A 17764-nucleotide genomic window follows, 5' to 3' on the forward strand; every position below is an offset into this window, starting at 1 on the left:
ATAAGTATGAAGGCATAAAAAAGCCCCGCCTGGCATGACCAGGCGGGGCTTTTTACTGGGCGGTGGAATCAGGCGTGAGGTTTAGGCTCGTGCTCTTTTTCCAGGGCTTCAGTGTGACGCGGCACGACTTCTTCAGCAGTGTGCTGAGGTTCGTCGAACGTTGGAGCCGATTCAGCCGGGGCCTCGGCGACCGGGGCAGGGGCTGCCTCGGCGACTTCTTCCACGACTGGAGCTGGTTCGACAGCAGGCGCTTGAGCGGCAGCAGCGGCAGCTTGTTCGGCTTCCTTCTGCAGACGCTCGGCTTCACGCTTGCGACGACGCACTTCACGCGGATCGTTCGGCGCGCGGCCATTTGCGGTCAGGGCGCTGGCAGGTGCTGGCTCTTCAACCGGGGCCGGTGCTTCGACAACCACGGGTGCTTCGACCACTGGAGCAGGCTCGACCACTTCTGGCTCGACCGCTTTCACGGGTTCTGGTGTCGGTTCTGGCTCGACAACAGGTGCCGGTGCAACTGGCTCGGCGGTCCAGTTGAACGCAGTCTGCTCCTCGCGGGCAGGCTCTGGGGCCTTTTCCTCGGCCGGTGCTTCGAAGGCCGGCTCAGCGGCTACCACTGGCTGCTCGACGACCGGTGCAGGCTCGGCGACCACTTCAGTTTCAGCAACCTGGGCTTCATGGGCCGGGGCGACTTCCACTTCTGGCGAAGCAGTGGTTTCTACCGGAGTAGTGGCTTCGACTACCGGAGCTTCAGCAACTGGCGCGCTTTCCACGGCAGCGGTAGCGCGTTCGGCTTGTTCGTGAGCCTGGGCTTCGGCCGGGGCGCTGATTGCGCTGCTGGCAACGGCGGCAGTCACGGCCAGGCCGGCGGCCAGGTCGGCAGCGCTTGGCGCTTCAGCGTTCTCGGTGGACTCGGACTCTTCCGAACCTTCGATCACGTTGCCGTTGGCGTCACGCTGACGCTCACGACGGTTGCTGCGACGACGCTGGCCACGGGAGCGGCGGCGTGGACGATCGCCTTCGGCGGTGTCCTGGCCGTCTTCCTGCAACTGCTCTTCGGTGTTCAGCACTTCTTCTTCGCTGGCAGCGGCGGCTGCCTGCTCGGCGCGTGGCTGGCGCTCTTCACGTGGCGGACGCGGTGCACGTTCTTCACGAGGCTGGCGAGCCGGACGCTCTTCAGCGGTGGCGGCGGCGGCAGCCGGGGCGGCATCCAGTGGCTCGCGCAATTCGCGAACACGTTCTTCACGCTCGCCACGTGGCTTGCGATCTTCACGCGGTGCGCGCGGCTGGCGTTCTTCACGCGGCGGACGCGGTGCACGCTCTTCGCGGGCTACGGCTGGCGCTTCCTCACGAGCTTCGCGCGGCTGACGCTCTTCACGCGGCTCACGTGGCGCGCGTTCTTCACGCGGTGCACGCTCTTCGCGAGGTTTGCGTTCTTCGTCACGACGACCGTTGCGGTTGCGGGTCTGTTGGCGACCGTTACGGCGTTCTTCGTTGCGGGTAGGACGCTCGGTCGTGGCAGGCTTGGCGACGACGGCCGGGGCAGCAGGTTCTTCCTTGGTGGCGAACAGGCTGACCAGCGACTTCACCAGGCCTTTGAACAGGCTTGGCTCTGGTGCAGCGGCCGGGGCGGCAACCGGAGCGGCCACTTCGGTCGGAACCGGAGCGTTGGCGCGGGCCGGAGCGGTCTTGACCGCGGCTTCCTGGCGAACCAGGGTGCGAGTGGCGGCGGCCGGCTGGACTTCTTCCACTTCGGCAGCGGCAGCAGCGATTTCGTAGCTGGACTGGTTGGTGTGGGCTTCCGGGCTGTCATCGCGCAGGCGCTGCACTTCGAAGTGCGGCGTTTCGAGGTGATCGTTCGGCAGGATGACGATACGGGCGCGGGTACGCAGTTCGATCTTGGTGATCGAGTTGCGTTTTTCGTTGAGCAGGAACGCGGCCACCGGGATCGGCACCTGGGCGCGAACTTCGGCGGTGCGGTCTTTCAGGGCTTCTTCTTCGATCAGGCGCAGGATCGCCAGGGACAGCGACTCGACGTCACGGATGATGCCCGTGCCGTTGCAACGCGGGCAAACGATGCCGCTGCTTTCGCCCAGGGACGGACGCAGGCGCTGACGGGACATTTCCAGCAGGCCGAAGCGCGAGATGCGACCGACCTGTACGCGGGCGCGGTCGGCTTCCAGGCATTCACGGACCTTTTCTTCCACGGCGCGCTGGTTCTTGGCCGGGGTCATGTCGATGAAGTCGATGACGATCAGGCCGCCGATGTCGCGCAGGCGCAACTGACGGGCGATTTCCTCGGCCGCTTCAAGGTTGGTCTGCAGGGCGGTTTCTTCGATGTCGCTGCCTTTGGTGGCGCGGGCCGAGTTGATGTCGATGGACACCAGGGCTTCGGTCGGGTCGATGACGATGGAGCCGCCGGACGGCAGTTCGACGACGCGCTGGAAGGCGGTCTCGATCTGGCTTTCGATCTGGAAACGGTTGAACAGCGGAACGCTGTCTTCGTAGAGCTTGATCTTGCTGGCGTACTGCGGCATCACCTGGCGAATGAAGGTCAGGGCTTCGTCCTGGGCTTCGACGCTGTCGATCAGCACTTCGCCGATGTCCTGGCGCAGGTAATCGCGGATGGCGCGGATGATCACGTTGCTTTCCTGGTAGATCAGGAACGGCGCGGAGCGATCCAGCGAGGCTTCTTTGATGGCGGTCCACAGTTGCAGCAGGTAGTCGAGGTCCCACTGCATTTCTTCGCTGCTGCGGCCAAGGCCTGCAGTACGCACGATCAGGCCCATGTCCGCCGGGGCAACCAGGCCGTTCAGGGCTTCACGCAGTTCGTTGCGCTCTTCGCCTTCGATGCGGCGGGAGATGCCACCGGCGCGAGGGTTGTTCGGCATCAGGACCAGGTAACGGCCGGCCAGGCTGATGAAGGTGGTCAGGGCGGCGCCCTTGTTGCCACGTTCTTCTTTTTCGACCTGGACGATGACTTCCTGGCCTTCGCTCAGGACGTCCTTGATGTTGACGCGGCCTTCAGGGGCCTTCTTGAAGTATTCGCGGGAGATTTCTTTGAGGGGCAGGAAGCCGTGGCGCTCGGAGCCGAAATCGACAAAGGCAGCCTCAAGGCTTGGTTCGATGCGAGTAATCCGGCCTTTATAGATGTTGGCCTTCTTCTGCTCGCGTGCACCGGATTCGATATCCAGGTCGTAGAGGCGCTGGCCGTCTACCAGTGCAACACGCAACTCTTCGGGTTGAGTTGCGTTAATCAGCATTCTTTTCATGTAGTACCGTCGGTTTCCGGGCTGCCGGAAACGGCGTTCGGCACACACGACTTCTCACGGTCGGTGTCAGGTGCGTCCTGGAGATGGCAAGGCCACTCCAGTGTCCAGCGAGTTCGACCCAATGATGGCGAAGTCGCGACGGACGCGTCCTGCTTGCTGGTACTCAAGCACTCAGTCAGGAGGAGGAATCAACCGGCGCCTGTGGACGAGATGAAGCGTCTAAATATAAGCCTAGTGCTACACAGTCCGACGGTTGTACATCTCCACCCTACACGTATCCCTGATAATTCGGGTGCTGCCGCGCGCAGAATCCGCAGCGGGTTGGCATTTACCGTGAGCTCCGGAAGGGGAGGTCACGCATCATGGCTAATTTAGGCGTTGTTTCCGAAGCATTCGCTCGGGGTCGTCCGCAGCTGACTGCACTTTGTGAACTGGCCGTGAATGTGGCGCGCAAGGCGAGTCAAAACTCTGCTTTGCGGCGTATTTCAGGCCTCATGTCACCTGCGCTCGTTACACCTGAAAACTCTACCGTTACGTAGCGAAAGCCCCGTAGGACGGCCTCTCGTCCTCGTGAATTGCGTTGGTCAGGGCCGGTTTTTGACCGTTAGTCCACTGTCCAGCCACTTTTGGCGGCGTTCGCGACTATAGCAGCAATGATTAAGTGCTTCAATTCCATAAAAAATTGTTATGATCGCCGCCATGACAACTACTGCCCCTTCGACCCCTGGCGTTCAACTGCTCGAGGTCTCGCCGGAATATGCCGGCCAACGAATCGATAACTTCCTGCTGGCCCGGCTCAAAGGCGTGCCCAAGACCTTGATCTACCGCATTTTGCGCAAAGGCGAAGTGCGGGTGAATAAAGGTCGGATCAAGCCCGAGTACAAGCTCCAGGCTGGTGACATCGTGCGCGTGCCGCCGGTTCGCGTGCCCGAGCGCGATGAGCCGGTGCCCCTGGCCCAGGGGCTGCTGCAGCGCCTTGAAGCCTCGATTATCTATGAAGACAAAGCCCTGATCGTGATCAACAAGCCCGCGGGCATTGCGGTTCACGGCGGCAGCGGCCTGAATTTCGGTGTGATCGAAGCCTTTCGTCAGTTGCGTCCGGACGCCAAGGAGCTGGAACTGGTCCATCGCCTCGACCGCGACACCTCCGGCTTGCTGATGATCGCCAAGAAACGCAGCATGTTGCGCCACCTGCACGAGCAATTGCGCGGCGACGGCGTCGACAAGCGCTACATGGCGCTGGTGCGTGGCCGTTGGGAAACCTCCATCAAGCAAGTCCGTGCGCCGTTGCTCAAGAGCAACCTGCGTTCCGGCGAGCGCATGGTCGAAGTCAACGAGGAGGGCAAGGAGGCGCTGACGGTGTTCAAGGTGCTGCGCCGCTTCGACGACTTCGCCACCCTGATCGAGGCCAAGCCCGTGACCGGGCGTACTCACCAGATCCGTGTCCACACCTTGCATGCCGGGCATTGCATTGCCGGCGACAGCAAATACGGCGATGACGATTTCACCAAGGAAATCCGCGATCTGGGCGGTAAGCGCCTGTTTCTCCATGCTTACATGCTGACCGTGCCGCTGCCCGATGGTGGCGAGCTGAAATTGCAGGCCCCGGTGGATGACATGTGGGCCAAGACCGTGGAGCGGTTGAGTGCATCCTGACTACAAACTGCTGATCTTCGATTGGGACGGCACTCTGGCCAACTCCATTGGTCGGATCGTGGAGGCGATGCATGTCGCCTCGGACCATATGGCGTTTGCCCGATGCGACGACTCAGCGGTGAAAGGCATCATCGGTCTCGGGTTGCCAGAAGCCATTCGCAGCCTGTATCCGGAAATTGACGACAGTGAGCTGGTGGTTTTTCGCCAGCATTACGCCGATCACTATATCGCGCTGGACGCCGAGCCTTCACCATTGTTCGATGGCGTGGCGGGTACGCTGGAGGTTCTGCGTACCGAGGGCTATCACCTGGCTGTCGCGACCGGCAAGGCTCGTCGCGGGCTGGATCGAGTGCTCAAGTCCCATGGCTGGGAGGATTATTTCGATATCACCCGTGCCGCGGATGAAACCGCCAGCAAGCCGCATCCGCTGATGCTCGAGCAGATCCTGGCGCATTGCAACGTGCGGCCGGATGAGGCGCTGATGGTGGGGGATTCGTCATTCGACCTGCAGATGGCGCGCAACGCCGGCATGGGCTCGGTGGCGGTCAGCTACGGCGCTCAAACGATCGAGGCACTGCGGGCATTCGAGCCGCGACTGGCCATTGATCATTTTCCTGAGTTGCACGCCTGGCTGAGCCAGCGGGCTCTTTAAGTTTTGCTGGGGATTCACGCATGACCGATGAATGGAAAGCACCTGTCAAGGCGAGCGCCGAGAGCGGGGATGACAAAAGCTGGAAGCTGTTGGAAACAACCTTGCTCGCCAGCGTGCAGGAACAGCGTCGCTCCCGTCGCTGGGGTATTTTCTTCAAATTGCTGACCTTTACTTATCTCTTTGTTGCATTGGCGCTGTTCACGCCGCTGATGGATATGGAGAAAAGCGCTGTCGCCGGCTCGGCATACACCGCCTTGATCAATATCGAGGGCATGATCGCCGACAAAGAGCCTGCCAGTGCCGACAACATTGTCGGTAGCCTGCGGGCCGCCTTCGAGGACTCGAAGGTCAAGGGCGTGGTGCTGCGCATCAACAGTCCCGGCGGTAGCCCGGTGCAATCGGGATACGTCTACGACGAGATCGTGCGGTTGCGCGCATTGCACCCGGATATCAAGGTGTATGCGGTCATTTCCGATCTCGGTGCTTCCGGTGCCTATTACATTGCCAGTGCGGCGGACCAGATCTATGCCGACAAGGCCAGCCTGGTGGGCTCCATTGGTGTGACAGCGGCCGGCTATGGCTTTGTCGGGACCATGGAGAAACTGGGCGTGGAGCGTCGTGTGTATACCTCCGGCGAGCATAAATCCTTCCTTGATCCGTTCCAGCCGCAAAAGCCTGAAGAAACCGCTTTTTGGCAGAGCGTGCTCGACACCACTCACAAGCAATTCATTGCCAGCGTCAAGAAGGGCCGAGGCGAGCGCCTGAAGGACAAGGAGCATCCGGAGCTGTTCTCCGGGCTGGTCTGGTCGGGGGAGCAGGCATTGCCGCTGGGCCTGATCGACGGCTTGGGCAGTGCCAGTTCGGTGGCGCGGGATGTGATCGGTCAGAAGGACCTGGTGGACTTCACGATCGAAGAGTCACCGTTCGATCGCTTCTCGAAAAAGCTGGGGCAAGCATCGCCGAGCATCTGGCGATGTGGATGGGCTTCCAGGGGCCGACGTTGCGCTAGCTCCTCGTTTCGCGCGATCTTCTGTGGTGAGGAGATTGCCGTGGGAGCAAAGCTTGCTCGCGATGAGCGATAACTCGGCTGGCCTGTATCATCACGGGCCTGCATTGCGGGCAAGCCTTGCTCCCACAAATGAATTCCTTCGCCACACATTGTATGTTGGATCAGGGAACCTGCACGCCCTCGGCCAGCAACATATCCACAAGACGAATCAGTGGCAGGCCGATCAGGCTGGTGGCGTCTGGCCCTTCGGTGCTCTGGAACAGGCTCACGCCAAGTCCTTCGGCCTTGAAGCTGCCGGCGCAGTCGTAAGGCTGCTCGGCCCGCAGGTAGCGTTCGACGCGCTCTGGGTCCAGGGTGCGCATGGTGACGGTAAACGGAATGCAGTCGACCTGGCAGGTGCCGGTCTGGCTGTTGAGCAGTGCCAGGCCGGTCAGGAACGTGACCTTGGTGCCGCTGGCAGCCAGCAGTTGCTCGCGAGCGTTCTCGAAGGTGTGAGGCTTGCCCAGGATGCGTTCGCCGAGCACGGCGACCTGGTCTGAACCGATGATCAGGTGCGCCGGGTGGCTGTCGGCCAGTGCCAGGGCTTTTTCCCGGGCCAGGCGCTTGACCAGTTCAAGGGCGGGCTCGCCGGGGCGATGGCTTTCGTCGATGTCGGGTGAGCAGCAGACGAACGGCAGTCCCAGGCGGGCAAGCAATTCCCGGCGATAGACCGAGCTTGAGGCAAGTAATAAAGGCAGCATGGGCGGCTCCAAAAGGCAGGGCTGAATTCTAGCGAGGCGCGCAAGTGACGGACAGGGCTGAATTTCCTTTGACATGGCCGGGGGCATCCCTATAATGCTGCGCCTATGTTGAATGACCCGATTCCACCTCACGTTGACCCGCGCAAATTGGCTGACCGTGGCACCACCCTTCAAGGTGAACTGCTGCTGGCCGATTTGAAGAGACTCTGCGACCCGCTTTCCGACGATGTCGGTACGGTCCAGGCCAAATTCGTTTTTGAACGAGATGAACGTAAATCTGTGGTTATCCACAGCTTTATCGACACTGAAGTCAAAATGGTTTGCCAGCGTTGTCTTGAGCTGGTCACCCTGCCGATCCACAGCGAGTGCAGTTACGCCGTGGTGAAGGAGGGTGCGAATACCCAGTCGTTGCCGAAAGGTTATGACGTGCTGGAACTGGGCGAAGATCCATTGGATCTGCAGTCACTGATCGAGGAGGAGCTTCTGCTCGCCTTGCCCATTGTGCCTGCTCATCATCCGGAAGAATGCCAGCAGCCGGCGGGAGCAGATGAGCCCGAACCGAGCGAGGACGAGGTAACGCGGTCCAACCCGTTCAGTGTATTGGCGCAGTTAAAGCGTGACCCAAACGTTTAGGAGTTAATCAATTATGGCTGTTCAGCAGAACAAAAAATCCCGCTCTGCCCGTGACATGCGCCGTTCGCACGACGCTCTCGAGGCTAGCACCCTGTCCGTAGAAAAAACCACTGGTGAAGTTCACCTGCGTCACCACGTATCGCCAGAAGGCGTATACCGTGGCCGTAAAGTGATCGACAAGGGCGCTGACGAGTAATCACTTGTCCGCTCAAGTCATCGCGATTGACGCAATGGGCGGGGACTTCGGTCCCCGCAGCATTGTTCAGGCCAGCCTCGCTTGTCTGAATGCTACACCCTCGCTGCACCTGACCCTCGTCGGTCAACCCTCCCTCCTGGAAGAAATGCTCAGCGGCCAATCGGCTGTCGATCGCGCGCGCCTGACTATTGCCCCAGCGTCCGAAATCATCACCATGGACGAAAAGCCGGCCCAGGCCCTGCGCGGCAAGCCCGACGCTTCGATGCGGGTGGCCCTTGAGCTGCTGCGCGATGGCAAGGTCCAGGCATGCGTCAGCGCTGGCAATACCGGCGCGCTGATGGCGCTGTCGCGCTACGTGCTCAAGACCTTGCCGGGTATCGACCGGCCCGCGATGGTGGCGGCGATCCCGACCCAGCGTGGGTTTTGTCAGTTGCTCGACCTGGGGGCCAACGTCGATTGCAGTGCCGAGCATTTGCTGCAATTTGCGGTGATGGGCTCGGTCGCGGCAGAAACCCTGGGCATCGTGCGCCCGCGTGTGGCGTTGCTGAACATCGGCACCGAAGACATCAAGGGCAACCAGCAGGTCAAGCTGGCGGCCACGCTGCTGCAGGGCGCGCGCGGCATCAACTACATCGGCTTCGTCGAAGGCGATGGCTTGTACCGTGGCGAGGCCGATGTGGTGGTGTGTGATGGCTTCGTCGGCAATATCCTGCTCAAGTCCAGCGAAGGCCTGGCCACCATGATCGGCCAGCGTATCGAGACTTTGTTCAAGCAAAGCTTGGCCTCGCGGGTAGTCGGCGCCTTGGCGTTGCCGTTGATGCGTCGGTTGCAGGCCGACCTGGCGCCGGCGCGGCATAACGGTGCGAGTTTTCTCGGGTTGCAGGGGATCGTGATCAAGAGCCATGGTTCGGCGGGCGTGCAGGGTTTCCAGAGCGCGATCAACCGAGCGGTGATCGAGATCCAGGAAAACCTGCCGGAGCGCCTGCATGGTCGCCTCGAGGATTTGTTAACTTAGGCGTTTTCGTCCGACAATGCTTAAATGTGACCGGTCGGTTCAAGCCGCCATCCAACTCTCAGTTTCCTAGCGCCCCCAGGGGCGTCAATTTTTGACGACAAGATCATTAGGGGCTTTGTTTTCATGTCTGCTTCCCTCGCATTCGTCTTTCCAGGACAGGGCTCGCAGTCCCTCGGCATGCTGGCCGAGCTGGGCGCGCAATACCCGCTGATCCTCGAAACATTCAAAGAAGCTTCCGATGCGCTCGGCTATGACCTCTGGGCACTGACCCAGCAAGGGCCGGAAGAGCGCCTCAATCAAACCGATAAAACCCAACCGGCCATCCTGACCGCCTCTATCGCATTGTGGCGCCTGTGGCTGGCTGAAGGCGGCGCGCGTCCGGCATTCGTCGCCGGTCACAGCCTGGGCGAATACAGCGCCCTCGTAGCCGCTGGCAGCCTGAGCCTGGGCGACGCGGTGAAGTTGGTGGAGCGTCGTGGCCAGTTGATGCAGGAAGCGGTTCCGGCCGGGCAGGGCGGCATGGCCGCGATCCTCGGCCTGGAAGACGCCGATGTGCTGGCCGCCTGTGCCGAAGCGGCCCAAGGCGATGTGGTCAGTGCGGTGAACTTCAACTCCCCGGGCCAAGTGGTCATCGCCGGTGCCAAGGCCGCTGTCGAGCGCGCCATCGAGGGCTGCAAGGCCCGTGGCGCCAAGCGCGCCATGCCACTGCCGGTCAGCGTGCCGTCGCACTGCGAACTGATGCGTCCGGCTGCCGAGCGCTTTGCCGAATCCATCGCCGCCATCGACTGGCAGGCCCCGCAGATTCCCGTGGTGCAGAACGTCAGCGCCAACGTGGCGCCGGATCTCGAGACCCTCAAGCGTGATCTGCTGGAGCAACTCTACAAGCCGGTTCGCTGGGTCGAATCGGTGCAGACCCTGGCGGCCAAGGGCGCGACCGAGCTGGTCGAATGCGGCCCTGGCAAAGTGCTGGCAGGCCTGAACAAACGCTGCGCCGAAGGCGTGTCGACTTCCAACCTCAACACCCCAGACGCCTTCGCTGCCGCCCGTGCAGCGCAGGCCTGAACAGGAGAAGCTTGCATGAGTCTGCAAGGTAAAGTTGCACTGGTGACCGGTGCAAGCCGTGGCATCGGCCAGGCCATCGCCCTGGAACTGGGTCGTCAAGGCGCCATTGTTATCGGCACCGCGACTTCCGCTTCGGGCGCCGAGCGTATCGCTGCGACCCTGAAGGAAAACGGCATCCAAGGCACCGGCCTGGAGCTGAACGTCACCAGCGACGAATCCGTTGCGGCGGTGTTGGCAAGCATTCAGGAGCAGTTCGGTGCGCCGGCGATCCTGGTCAATAATGCCGGTATCACCCGCGATAACCTGATGATGCGCATGAAAGATGACGAATGGTTCGACGTGATCGACACCAACCTGAACAGTCTGTACCGGCTGTCCAAGGGCGTTTTGCGTGGCATGACCAAGGCTCGCTGGGGTCGAATTATCAGTATCGGTTCGGTTGTGGGTGCCATGGGCAACGCAGGCCAAGTAAACTATGCTGCGGCGAAGGCCGGTCTGGAAGGTTTCAGCCGTGCGCTGGCGCGTGAAGTGGGTTCGCGCTCGATTACGGTAAACTCGGTTGCACCGGGTTTCATCGACACCGACATGACCCGTGAACTGCCAGAAGCACAGCGTGAAGCCTTGTTGACGCAGATTCCGCTGGGTCGTCTGGGGCAAGCTCAAGAAATCGCGTCCGTGGTCGCTTTTCTTGCGTCGGACGGTGCGGCATACGTGACCGGGGCTACAATCCCGGTAAACGGCGGGATGTACATGAGTTAAATGTGACGGATTGCTTCAAAAAAATGTCATACGAGCTGTCTAAAATCCGTTATAAAGCTGCAATCAATTTATAGACGGCGGGCCGCAGGGTTTGAGGAGTGAAGCTTTCGGTTGAAAAACCGAAAAGTTCTTCTATACACTTACCCACCGGCCAGCTGCCTGAATTTGTCCATTAGGAGTGAAAACAAGGTATGAGCACCATCGAAGAGCGCGTCAAGAAAATCGTTGCCGAGCAACTGGGCGTTAAAGAAGAAGAAGTTGTGAACACCGCTTCCTTCGTTGAAGACCTGGGTGCCGACTCCCTTGACACTGTTGAGCTGGTGATGGCTCTGGAAGAGGAATTCGAGACCGAGATTCCTGACGAAGAAGCTGAGAAGATCACTACTGTACAAGCTGCTATCGACTACGTTACCAGCCACCAGGCGTAATCGTTTTTAGTCGTCGCTAGCTGTCATGGAAAAACCGCACTGCCATCACGGCGTGCGGTTTTTTCTTTAGGCCTGATGCAAAGTCGTCATTAGAAAAAGGAGAGTGCTGTGTCGCGTAGACGCGTCGTAGTCACCGGTATGGGTATGTTGTCGCCACTGGGCACGGATGTGCCGAGCAGTTGGCAGGGCATTCTGGCTGGCCGCAGTGGCATTGGTCTGATCGAACACACCGACCTTTCTGCCTATTCCACCCGTTTTGGCGGCTCGGTAAAGGGCTTCAATGTCGAGGAATACCTGTCGGTCAAGGAAGCTCGCAAACTTGACCTGTTCATTCAATACGGCTTGGCAGCCGGTTTCCAGGCAGTGCGCAACGCCGGGCTGGAAGTCACCGACGCCAACCGTGAACGCATCGGCGTGGCCATGGGTTCGGGTATTGGCGGCTTGACCAATATCGAAGAAACCAGCCGCACGCTGCACGAATCGGGGCCGCGACGGATTTCTCCGTTCTTCGTGCCGGGCTCGATCATCAACATGATTTCCGGTTTCCTGTCCATCCACCTGGGTGCCCAGGGACCCAACTACGCCATTGCCACGGCGTGCACCACCGGTACCCACTGCATCGGCATGGCCGCGCGCAACATCATGTACGACGAAGCCGACGTGATGATTGCCGGTGGCGCAGAGATGGCGGCTTGCGGCCTGGGCATGGGTGGCTTTGGCGCTTCCCGTGCGCTGTCGACCCGCAACGACGAGCCCGCCCGTGCGAGCCGGCCGTGGGACAAGGGCCGCGATGGCTTCGTGCTGTCCGACGGTGCCGGTGCGCTGGTGCTCGAGGAACTGGAACACGCCAAGGCGCGCGGCGCGACCATCTACGCCGAACTGATCGGCTTTGGCACCAGTGGCGATGCGTACCACATGACGTCGCCACCGGCCGATGGCGCCGGTGCTGCCCGGTGCATCGCCAACGCCTTGCGTGATGCGAAGCTCAACGGCGAGCAGGTGCAGTACATCAACGCCCACGGCACTTCGACCCCGGCCGGCGACCTGGCCGAAGCCCAGGCGATCAAGACCGTGTTCGGCGAGCACGCCTACAAGCTGGCGGTCAGCTCGACCAAGTCCATGACCGGTCACCTGCTGGGTGCGGCAGGGGCGGTGGAAGCGATCTTCAGCGTCCTGGCGATCAACAGCCAGACAGCGCCGCCGACCATCAACCTCGATGAGCCGGACGAAGGTTGCGACCTGGACTTCGTGCCGCACACTGCCCGCGGCATGGACATCGATGTGGTGCTGTCCAACTCCTTCGGCTTTGGCGGGACCAACGGTTCGCTGGTGTTCCGCCGGTTCGCCGGTTGATGGAAAGCTGGGTCGACGGTCAGCCGGCCGACGTCCTGTCGCTGAAAGATCGTGGCCTGGCTTACGGCGATGGGTTGTTCGAAACCCTCGCCGTGCACACTGGCGGGCCAGTGTTGCTGGACCGTCACCTGCAACGCCTGGAAGCCGGTTGCCGGCGGTTGGCGCTCAACGTTGACATGAGCGCGTTGAGCACCGAGCTGAATGCCTATGCCCGGTGCCTGGGCAACGGCGTGCTGAAGTTGATCGTGACCCGTGGCGACAGTCTGCGCGGTTATGCCGCAGATCCCTTGGCCCCGGCCCGACGCATCCTGCAAGGGAACCCGCCAGCCGCTTATCCTGCCGCCCATGCCGAACAAGGCGTTCTTCTGTTTCCCTGCAGCGTGCGGTTGTCCGAGCAGCCCTTGCTCGCTGGTCTCAAGCACCTCAATCGCCTGGAACAAGTGCTGGCTCGTGCCGAATGGAGCGACGGGCAGTATGCCGAGGGCTTGATGCTGGATACGTCCGGGCGGGTGATCGAAGGTGTGTTCAGCAACCTGTTCCTGGTGCGCGATGGCGTGTTGTTCACGGCCGACCTGAGCCGTTGCGGCGTGGCCGGCGTGATGCGCGCAGAATTATTGTTTCAAGCCAAGTCCCAAGGCATCGCCACGCAAATCACGGATATCAGTCTCGAACAGTTGCACCAGGCTGATGAAGTCTTCGTCTGCAACAGCGTTTATGGCGTGTGGCCGGTACGCGGATGCGGTTCGGCGCGCTGGTCGGTTGGCCCGCTCACCCGTAAACTGCAAACCCTTGCCAGTGCGCTATTGGATGTTTGATTCGTGAGACGTAAATTCTTGCTGCTGCTGGAGACCGGACTGGTTCTGGCAGGGCTGTTGTTGGGCGCTTCGGCCTGGAAGATTCATTCGGCGCTGCAACAGCCGCTGAACATCACCCAGGAAGAATTGCTGGACGTGCCCAACGGGACCACCCCGACCGGAACCCTCAAGCGCCTCGAAGCCGATGGCCTGATCAAGGACGCCTTCTGGCTGCGGATCTATTGGCGCTTCAATCTCGCCGACCAGCCACTGCATTCCGGTGAATATCGGATGGTGCCGGGCATGACCATGGAAGGCCTGATCGGTGTCTGGAAGCGCGGCGAAGTGGTGCAGTACAGCGTGACGCTGGTGGAGGGCTGGAATTTCCGTCAGGTGCGCGCGGCGCTGACCAAGGATGAAAAACTCCAGCAGACTCTCACCGGCCTGAGCGACGCCCAGGTCATGGACCGTCTTGGTCACTCCGGGATATTTCCCGAAGGCCGGTTCTTCCCGGATACCTATCGCTTCGTGCGCGGCACCTCGGATGTCGACCTGCTGAAAAAAGCCTACGACCGCCTGGAAGACGTGCTCGCCAAGGAGTGGGCACAGCGTGCCGCCGATGTGCCTTACACCCAGCCGTATCAAGCGCTGATCATGGCGTCCCTGGTGGAGAAGGAAACCGGTGTGCCCCAGGAGCGCGGGCAGATTGCCGGCGTCTTTGTGCGGCGCATGCGCCTGGGCATGCTGCTGCAGACCGACCCCACGGTGATCTATGGTCTGGGCGAGCGCTACACCGGCAAACTCACCCGCGCCCATCTGAAAGAAGAAAACCCCTATAACACCTACCTGATCCCGGGCTTGCCGCCGACGCCGATTGCGATGGTGGGGCGCGAAGCGATTCATGCGGCATTGAACCCGGCGTCGGGCAATAGCCTTTACTTCGTCGCGCGTGGTGACGGCAGCCACGTGTTTTCCGATGACCTGGAGTCGCACAACAACGCGGTGCGCGAATTCCAACTCAAGCGCCGTGCCGATTACCGCTCCAGCCCGGCTCCGGCAACATCGGACGAGCAGGCACCGATTCCCGCGGCATCACCCGACACGGCGCCCGACGCTGTACCCCAGGTGCCGCCCCAAGTACCTGCTCCCGAACCGGATGCCAGCGAGCCGCCGAGCCCGCAATGACTTTGATTAAGGATCGCCTGTGACTGGCTTGTTTATAACGCTGGAAGGCCCGGAAGGCGCCGGCAAGAGCACTAATCGCGAATACCTGGCCGAACGCCTGCAGGCCGCTGGCATCGAGGTGGTGTTGACCCGTGAGCCGGGCGGTACGCCGCTGGCCGAGCGAATTCGCGAGGTGCTGCTGGCGCCCATTGAAGAGGTCATGAACCCCGACACCGAGCTGTTGCTGGTGTTCGCCGCCAGGGCACAGCATCTGGCCGAGGTGATTCGCCCGGCGCTGGCCCGTGGCGCGGTGGTGCTCTGCGATCGTTTTACCGATTCGACCTATGCCTACCAGGGCGGCGGCCGGGGCTTGTCCGTGGAGCGCATCGCCGCGTTGGAAGCCTTCGTCCAGGGTGACCTGCGGCCAGACCTGACCCTGGTGTTCGACCTGCCGGTGGAAATCGGCCTGGCCCGCGCCAGTGCCCGTGGCCGCCTGGATCGTTTCGAGCTTGAGGGCCAGGCTTTCTTCAATGCCGTGCGCAATGCCTTCCTGAGTCGCGCCAAGGCCGATCCGGCGCGTTACCTGCTGATCGATGCCGCGCAACCGCTGACCCAGGTCCAACAGTCCCTGGACGGCTTGCTGCCGCGTTTGCTGGAGCGTGTCCGTGGCTGAAGCCTATCCCTGGCAAGACGGCCTCTGGCAGCAACTGGCCGGTCGTGCCCAGCATGCCCATGCCTATCTGTTGCACGGCCCGGCCGGCATCGGCAAGCGGGCACTGGCCGAGCGCCTGATGGCCAGCCTGCTGTGCCAGCGCCCGGGTGTCTCGAATGCCTGCGGCGAGTGCAAGTCCTGCCTGCTGCTCAAGGCGGGCAGCCATCCCGATAATTACGTGCTGGAACCGGAAGAGGCGGACAAGGCGATCAAGGTCGACCAGGTTCGGGACCTGGTCAGCTTCGTGGTCCAGACCTCGCAGATGGGCGGGCGCAAGGTGGTGCTGATCGAGCCGGTCGAGTCGATGAACATCAACGCCGCCAACGCCTTGCTCAAAAGTCTTGAAGAGCCTTCCGGCGACACCGTGTTGCTACTGGTCAGCCACCAGCCGAGTCGCTTGCTGCCGACCATCAAGAGTCGCTGCGTGCAACAGGCCTGCCCGCTGCCGAGCGAGGCGATGAGCTTGCAGTGGCTGGCCCAGGCCTTGCCCGACAGCAGCGACGAAGAGCGTGTCGAGTTGCTGACCCTGGCGGCCGGCTCGCCCCTGGCGGCTGTCAGCCTTCAGGCCCAGGGCGTGCGGGAGCAGCGGGCCTTGGTGGTGGAGGGGGTCAAGAAACTGCTCAAGCAGCAGCAATCCCCCACGCAACTGGCCGAGGGTTGGAACGCGATCCCGTTGCTCTTGCTGTTTGACTGGTTCTGCGACTGGTCGAGCCTGATCCTGCGTTACCAATTGACCGAGGATGAGGCTGGCCTGGGGTTGGCGGACATGCGCAAGGTGATCCAGTACCTGGCGCAAAAAAGCAGCCAGGATAAAATCTTGAACATTCAGGACTGGATTCTTGCCCAACGTCAGAAGGTGCTGGGCAAAGCGAACCTCAATCGGGTGCTGTTGCTCGAGGCGCTGTTGGTGCAGTGGGCGAGTTTGCCTGGTCGAAACTGACAGACACGGCCTAGTGTCCTGTGATACAGGACACTAAACTCAGCTCAATCGCAGCGGAGATCAGCATGAACGAACCTGTCAGTCCCGGGCCACGCAACGGTATCCTGTCCCTGACCATCAAGGACAAGTCGGTGCTCTACGCCGCCTACATGCCCTTCATCAAGAACGGCGGCCTGTTCATTCCGACCAACAAGAATTATCGCTTGGGCGATGAAGTGTTCATGCTCTTGAGCCTGATGGATGAAGCGGAAAAGATCCCGGTCGCCGGCAAGGTGATCTGGATGACGCCCAAAGGCGCCCAGGGCAATCGGGCCGCCGGCGTCGGTGTGCAATTCAGCGACGGCGACAATTCCGCCCGCAATCAGATCGAAACCCACTTGGCCGGCTCCCTGAAGTCCGACCGTCCCACCCATACGATGTAGCCCGGCCTTTTATGCTTGTAGATTCCCATTGTCACCTTGACCGTCTCGACCTCGCTGCCCATGGCGGCTCCCTGGATGCTGCGCTGGACGCGGCCCGTGAACGGGGTGTCGGTCATTTCCTGTGCATCGGCGTCAGCGCCGACAACGCCGCCGACGTCAAGGCCCTGGCCGAACGTTATGCCGATGTCGATTGTTCGGTCGGTGTTCATCCGCTGGATGTCCAGCCCGACGCTGCGCCGGCGCTCGATTGGCTGTTGCGTGAGCTGGACCATCCACGGGTGGTCGCCATCGGCGAAACCGGCCTGGACTATCACTACGAACCGGAAGCCGCTGACGTGCAGCAGGCGTCATTCCGGCTGCACCTGGAGGCCGCCCGACAAACCGGCAAGCCGGTGATCATCCACACCCGTGGCGCCCGGGCCGACACCCTGGCCTTGCTGCGTGACGCCGCGCTGCCCCAGGCCGGGGTGCTGCATTGCTTCACCGAAGACTGGGACATGGCCAAGGCCGCCCTGGACATGGGCTATTACATTTCCTTGTCCGGGATTGTCACGTTCCGCAATGCCGATGCATTGCGCGACGTTGCCAGCAAAGTGCCGGCTGATCGGCTGTTGGTGGAGACCGACTCGCCTTACCTGGCGCCCATTCCCTATCGTGGCAAGCCGAACCTTCCGCAATACGTACGGGAAGTGGCAGAGTTCCTGGCGATGCTGCGCGGTGAGTCCTACGAGCGGTTTGCCGAGCAGACGACGGAGAATTTTAAGCAATTGTTTCCGCTGGCTCATGTGCGGGCGGCGCAAGCCTGAATTCCATGCAAAAAAAACCCGGGTTCTGGGGGGTGAATCCGGGTTAAGACCATTAGGAGTAAAACAAAGGTACGCGGTCCGTTGGTACCTTCATCAGCGCGTCACTTGGGGGAGATGTCGCGCCGACAGTTCAAGTATTGATCAGTATGCCAACCCG

General features: G+C 61.4%; 17 protein-coding genes and 1 pseudogene. 16 read left to right on the forward strand and 2 right to left on the reverse strand.

Going from position 1 to position 17764, the window contains the following annotated elements; translation table 11 throughout:
- Positions 1 to 68 precede the first annotated feature (68 nt).
- Positions 69 to 3266, reverse strand: coding sequence for a ribonuclease E (rne, locus tag AB4O09_RS09705; protein ID WP_038857056.1), 3198 nt, complete (start codon positions 3264 to 3266; stop codon positions 69 to 71).
- A gap of 699 nt (positions 3267 to 3965) precedes the next feature.
- Between rne and rluC the strand changes: the two genes are divergently transcribed.
- The 3 genes and pseudogenes from rluC (at position 3966) to sppA (ending at position 6583) form a co-directional block, all read left to right on the forward strand.
- Positions 3966 to 4922, forward strand: coding sequence for a 23S rRNA pseudouridine(955/2504/2580) synthase RluC (gene rluC / locus AB4O09_RS09710; RefSeq protein ID WP_027911492.1), 957 nt, complete (start codon positions 3966 to 3968; stop codon positions 4920 to 4922).
- On the forward strand, positions 4912 to 5574 hold the full coding sequence (locus tag AB4O09_RS09715) for an HAD-IA family hydrolase (RefSeq protein ID WP_027911491.1): 663 nt from the start codon (positions 4912 to 4914) through the stop codon (positions 5572 to 5574). The genes rluC and AB4O09_RS09715 overlap by 11 nt, the downstream gene beginning before the upstream one ends.
- Positions 5575 to 5594: 20 nt before the next feature.
- Positions 5595 to 6583, forward strand: a pseudogene (sppA, locus tag AB4O09_RS09720) (signal peptide peptidase SppA).
- Between the two features lie 161 nt (positions 6584 to 6744).
- Here the strand turns inward: sppA and AB4O09_RS09725 are convergent.
- On the reverse strand, positions 6745 to 7323 hold the full coding sequence (locus tag AB4O09_RS09725; protein ID WP_003204264.1) for a Maf family protein: 579 nt from the start codon (positions 7321 to 7323) through the stop codon (positions 6745 to 6747).
- A gap of 105 nt (positions 7324 to 7428) precedes the next feature.
- Between AB4O09_RS09725 and AB4O09_RS09730 the strand changes: the two genes are divergently transcribed.
- The 13 genes from AB4O09_RS09730 (at position 7429) to AB4O09_RS09790 (ending at position 17607) form a co-directional block, all read left to right on the forward strand.
- Complete coding sequence (locus tag AB4O09_RS09730) at positions 7429 to 7956, forward strand: YceD family protein (protein WP_003204262.1); 528 nt, start codon at positions 7429 to 7431, stop codon at positions 7954 to 7956.
- Between the two features lie 13 nt (positions 7957 to 7969).
- Positions 7970 to 8152 carry a 50S ribosomal protein L32 gene (rpmF, locus tag AB4O09_RS09735; protein WP_003179396.1) on the forward strand — a complete coding sequence of 61 codons (183 nt, stop codon included), beginning with the start codon at positions 7970 to 7972 and terminating at the stop codon, positions 8150 to 8152.
- Positions 8153 to 8156: 4 nt separating this feature from the next.
- Positions 8157 to 9167: a phosphate acyltransferase PlsX gene (gene plsX, locus AB4O09_RS09740; protein ID WP_080560998.1), complete on the forward strand. Its 1011-nt coding sequence runs from the start codon at positions 8157 to 8159 to the stop codon at positions 9165 to 9167.
- Positions 9168 to 9290: 123 nt separating this feature from the next.
- Positions 9291 to 10229, forward strand: coding sequence for an ACP S-malonyltransferase (gene fabD, locus AB4O09_RS09745; RefSeq protein WP_003204258.1), 939 nt, complete (start codon positions 9291 to 9293; stop codon positions 10227 to 10229).
- A gap of 15 nt (positions 10230 to 10244) precedes the next feature.
- Entirely contained in the window at positions 10245 to 10988 is a 744-nt protein-coding gene (fabG, locus tag AB4O09_RS09750; RefSeq protein WP_003204256.1) for a 3-oxoacyl-ACP reductase FabG, read from the forward strand.
- A gap of 191 nt (positions 10989 to 11179) precedes the next feature.
- Complete coding sequence (gene acpP, locus AB4O09_RS09755; RefSeq protein WP_003175607.1) at positions 11180 to 11416, forward strand: acyl carrier protein; 237 nt, start codon at positions 11180 to 11182, stop codon at positions 11414 to 11416.
- Positions 11417 to 11524: 108 nt separating this feature from the next.
- Complete coding sequence (fabF, locus tag AB4O09_RS09760) at positions 11525 to 12769, forward strand: beta-ketoacyl-ACP synthase II (RefSeq protein WP_003204255.1); 1245 nt, start codon at positions 11525 to 11527, stop codon at positions 12767 to 12769.
- A complete protein-coding gene (pabC, locus tag AB4O09_RS09765; RefSeq protein WP_460108134.1) occupies positions 12769 to 13584 on the forward strand; it encodes an aminodeoxychorismate lyase in 816 nt (271 codons plus the stop codon). Before fabF ends, pabC begins: the two co-directional genes overlap by 1 nt.
- 3 nt (positions 13585 to 13587) lie before the next feature.
- The gene (mltG, locus tag AB4O09_RS09770; protein WP_003204249.1) at positions 13588 to 14748 is read left to right on the forward strand and encodes an endolytic transglycosylase MltG; all 1161 of its coding nucleotides are present in this window, start codon (positions 13588 to 13590) and stop codon (positions 14746 to 14748) included.
- 19 nt (positions 14749 to 14767) lie between these two features.
- Entirely contained in the window at positions 14768 to 15400 is a 633-nt protein-coding gene (tmk, locus tag AB4O09_RS09775; protein ID WP_003204247.1) for a dTMP kinase, read from the forward strand.
- On the forward strand, positions 15393 to 16379 hold the full coding sequence (locus tag AB4O09_RS09780) for a DNA polymerase III subunit delta' (RefSeq protein WP_003204245.1): 987 nt from the start codon (positions 15393 to 15395) through the stop codon (positions 16377 to 16379). Before tmk ends, AB4O09_RS09780 begins: the two co-directional genes overlap by 8 nt.
- Before the next feature lie 65 nt (positions 16380 to 16444).
- Positions 16445 to 16801 (forward strand): PilZ domain-containing protein, encoded by a 357-nt coding sequence (locus AB4O09_RS09785; RefSeq protein WP_003204243.1) that lies wholly within the window; start codon positions 16445 to 16447, stop codon positions 16799 to 16801.
- Between the two features lie 11 nt (positions 16802 to 16812).
- On the forward strand, positions 16813 to 17607 hold the full coding sequence (locus AB4O09_RS09790) for a TatD family hydrolase (protein ID WP_003204241.1): 795 nt from the start codon (positions 16813 to 16815) through the stop codon (positions 17605 to 17607).
- Positions 17608 to 17764 lie beyond the last annotated feature (157 nt).

This window comes from Pseudomonas sp. H1_F01 (genome assembly GCF_054681425.1).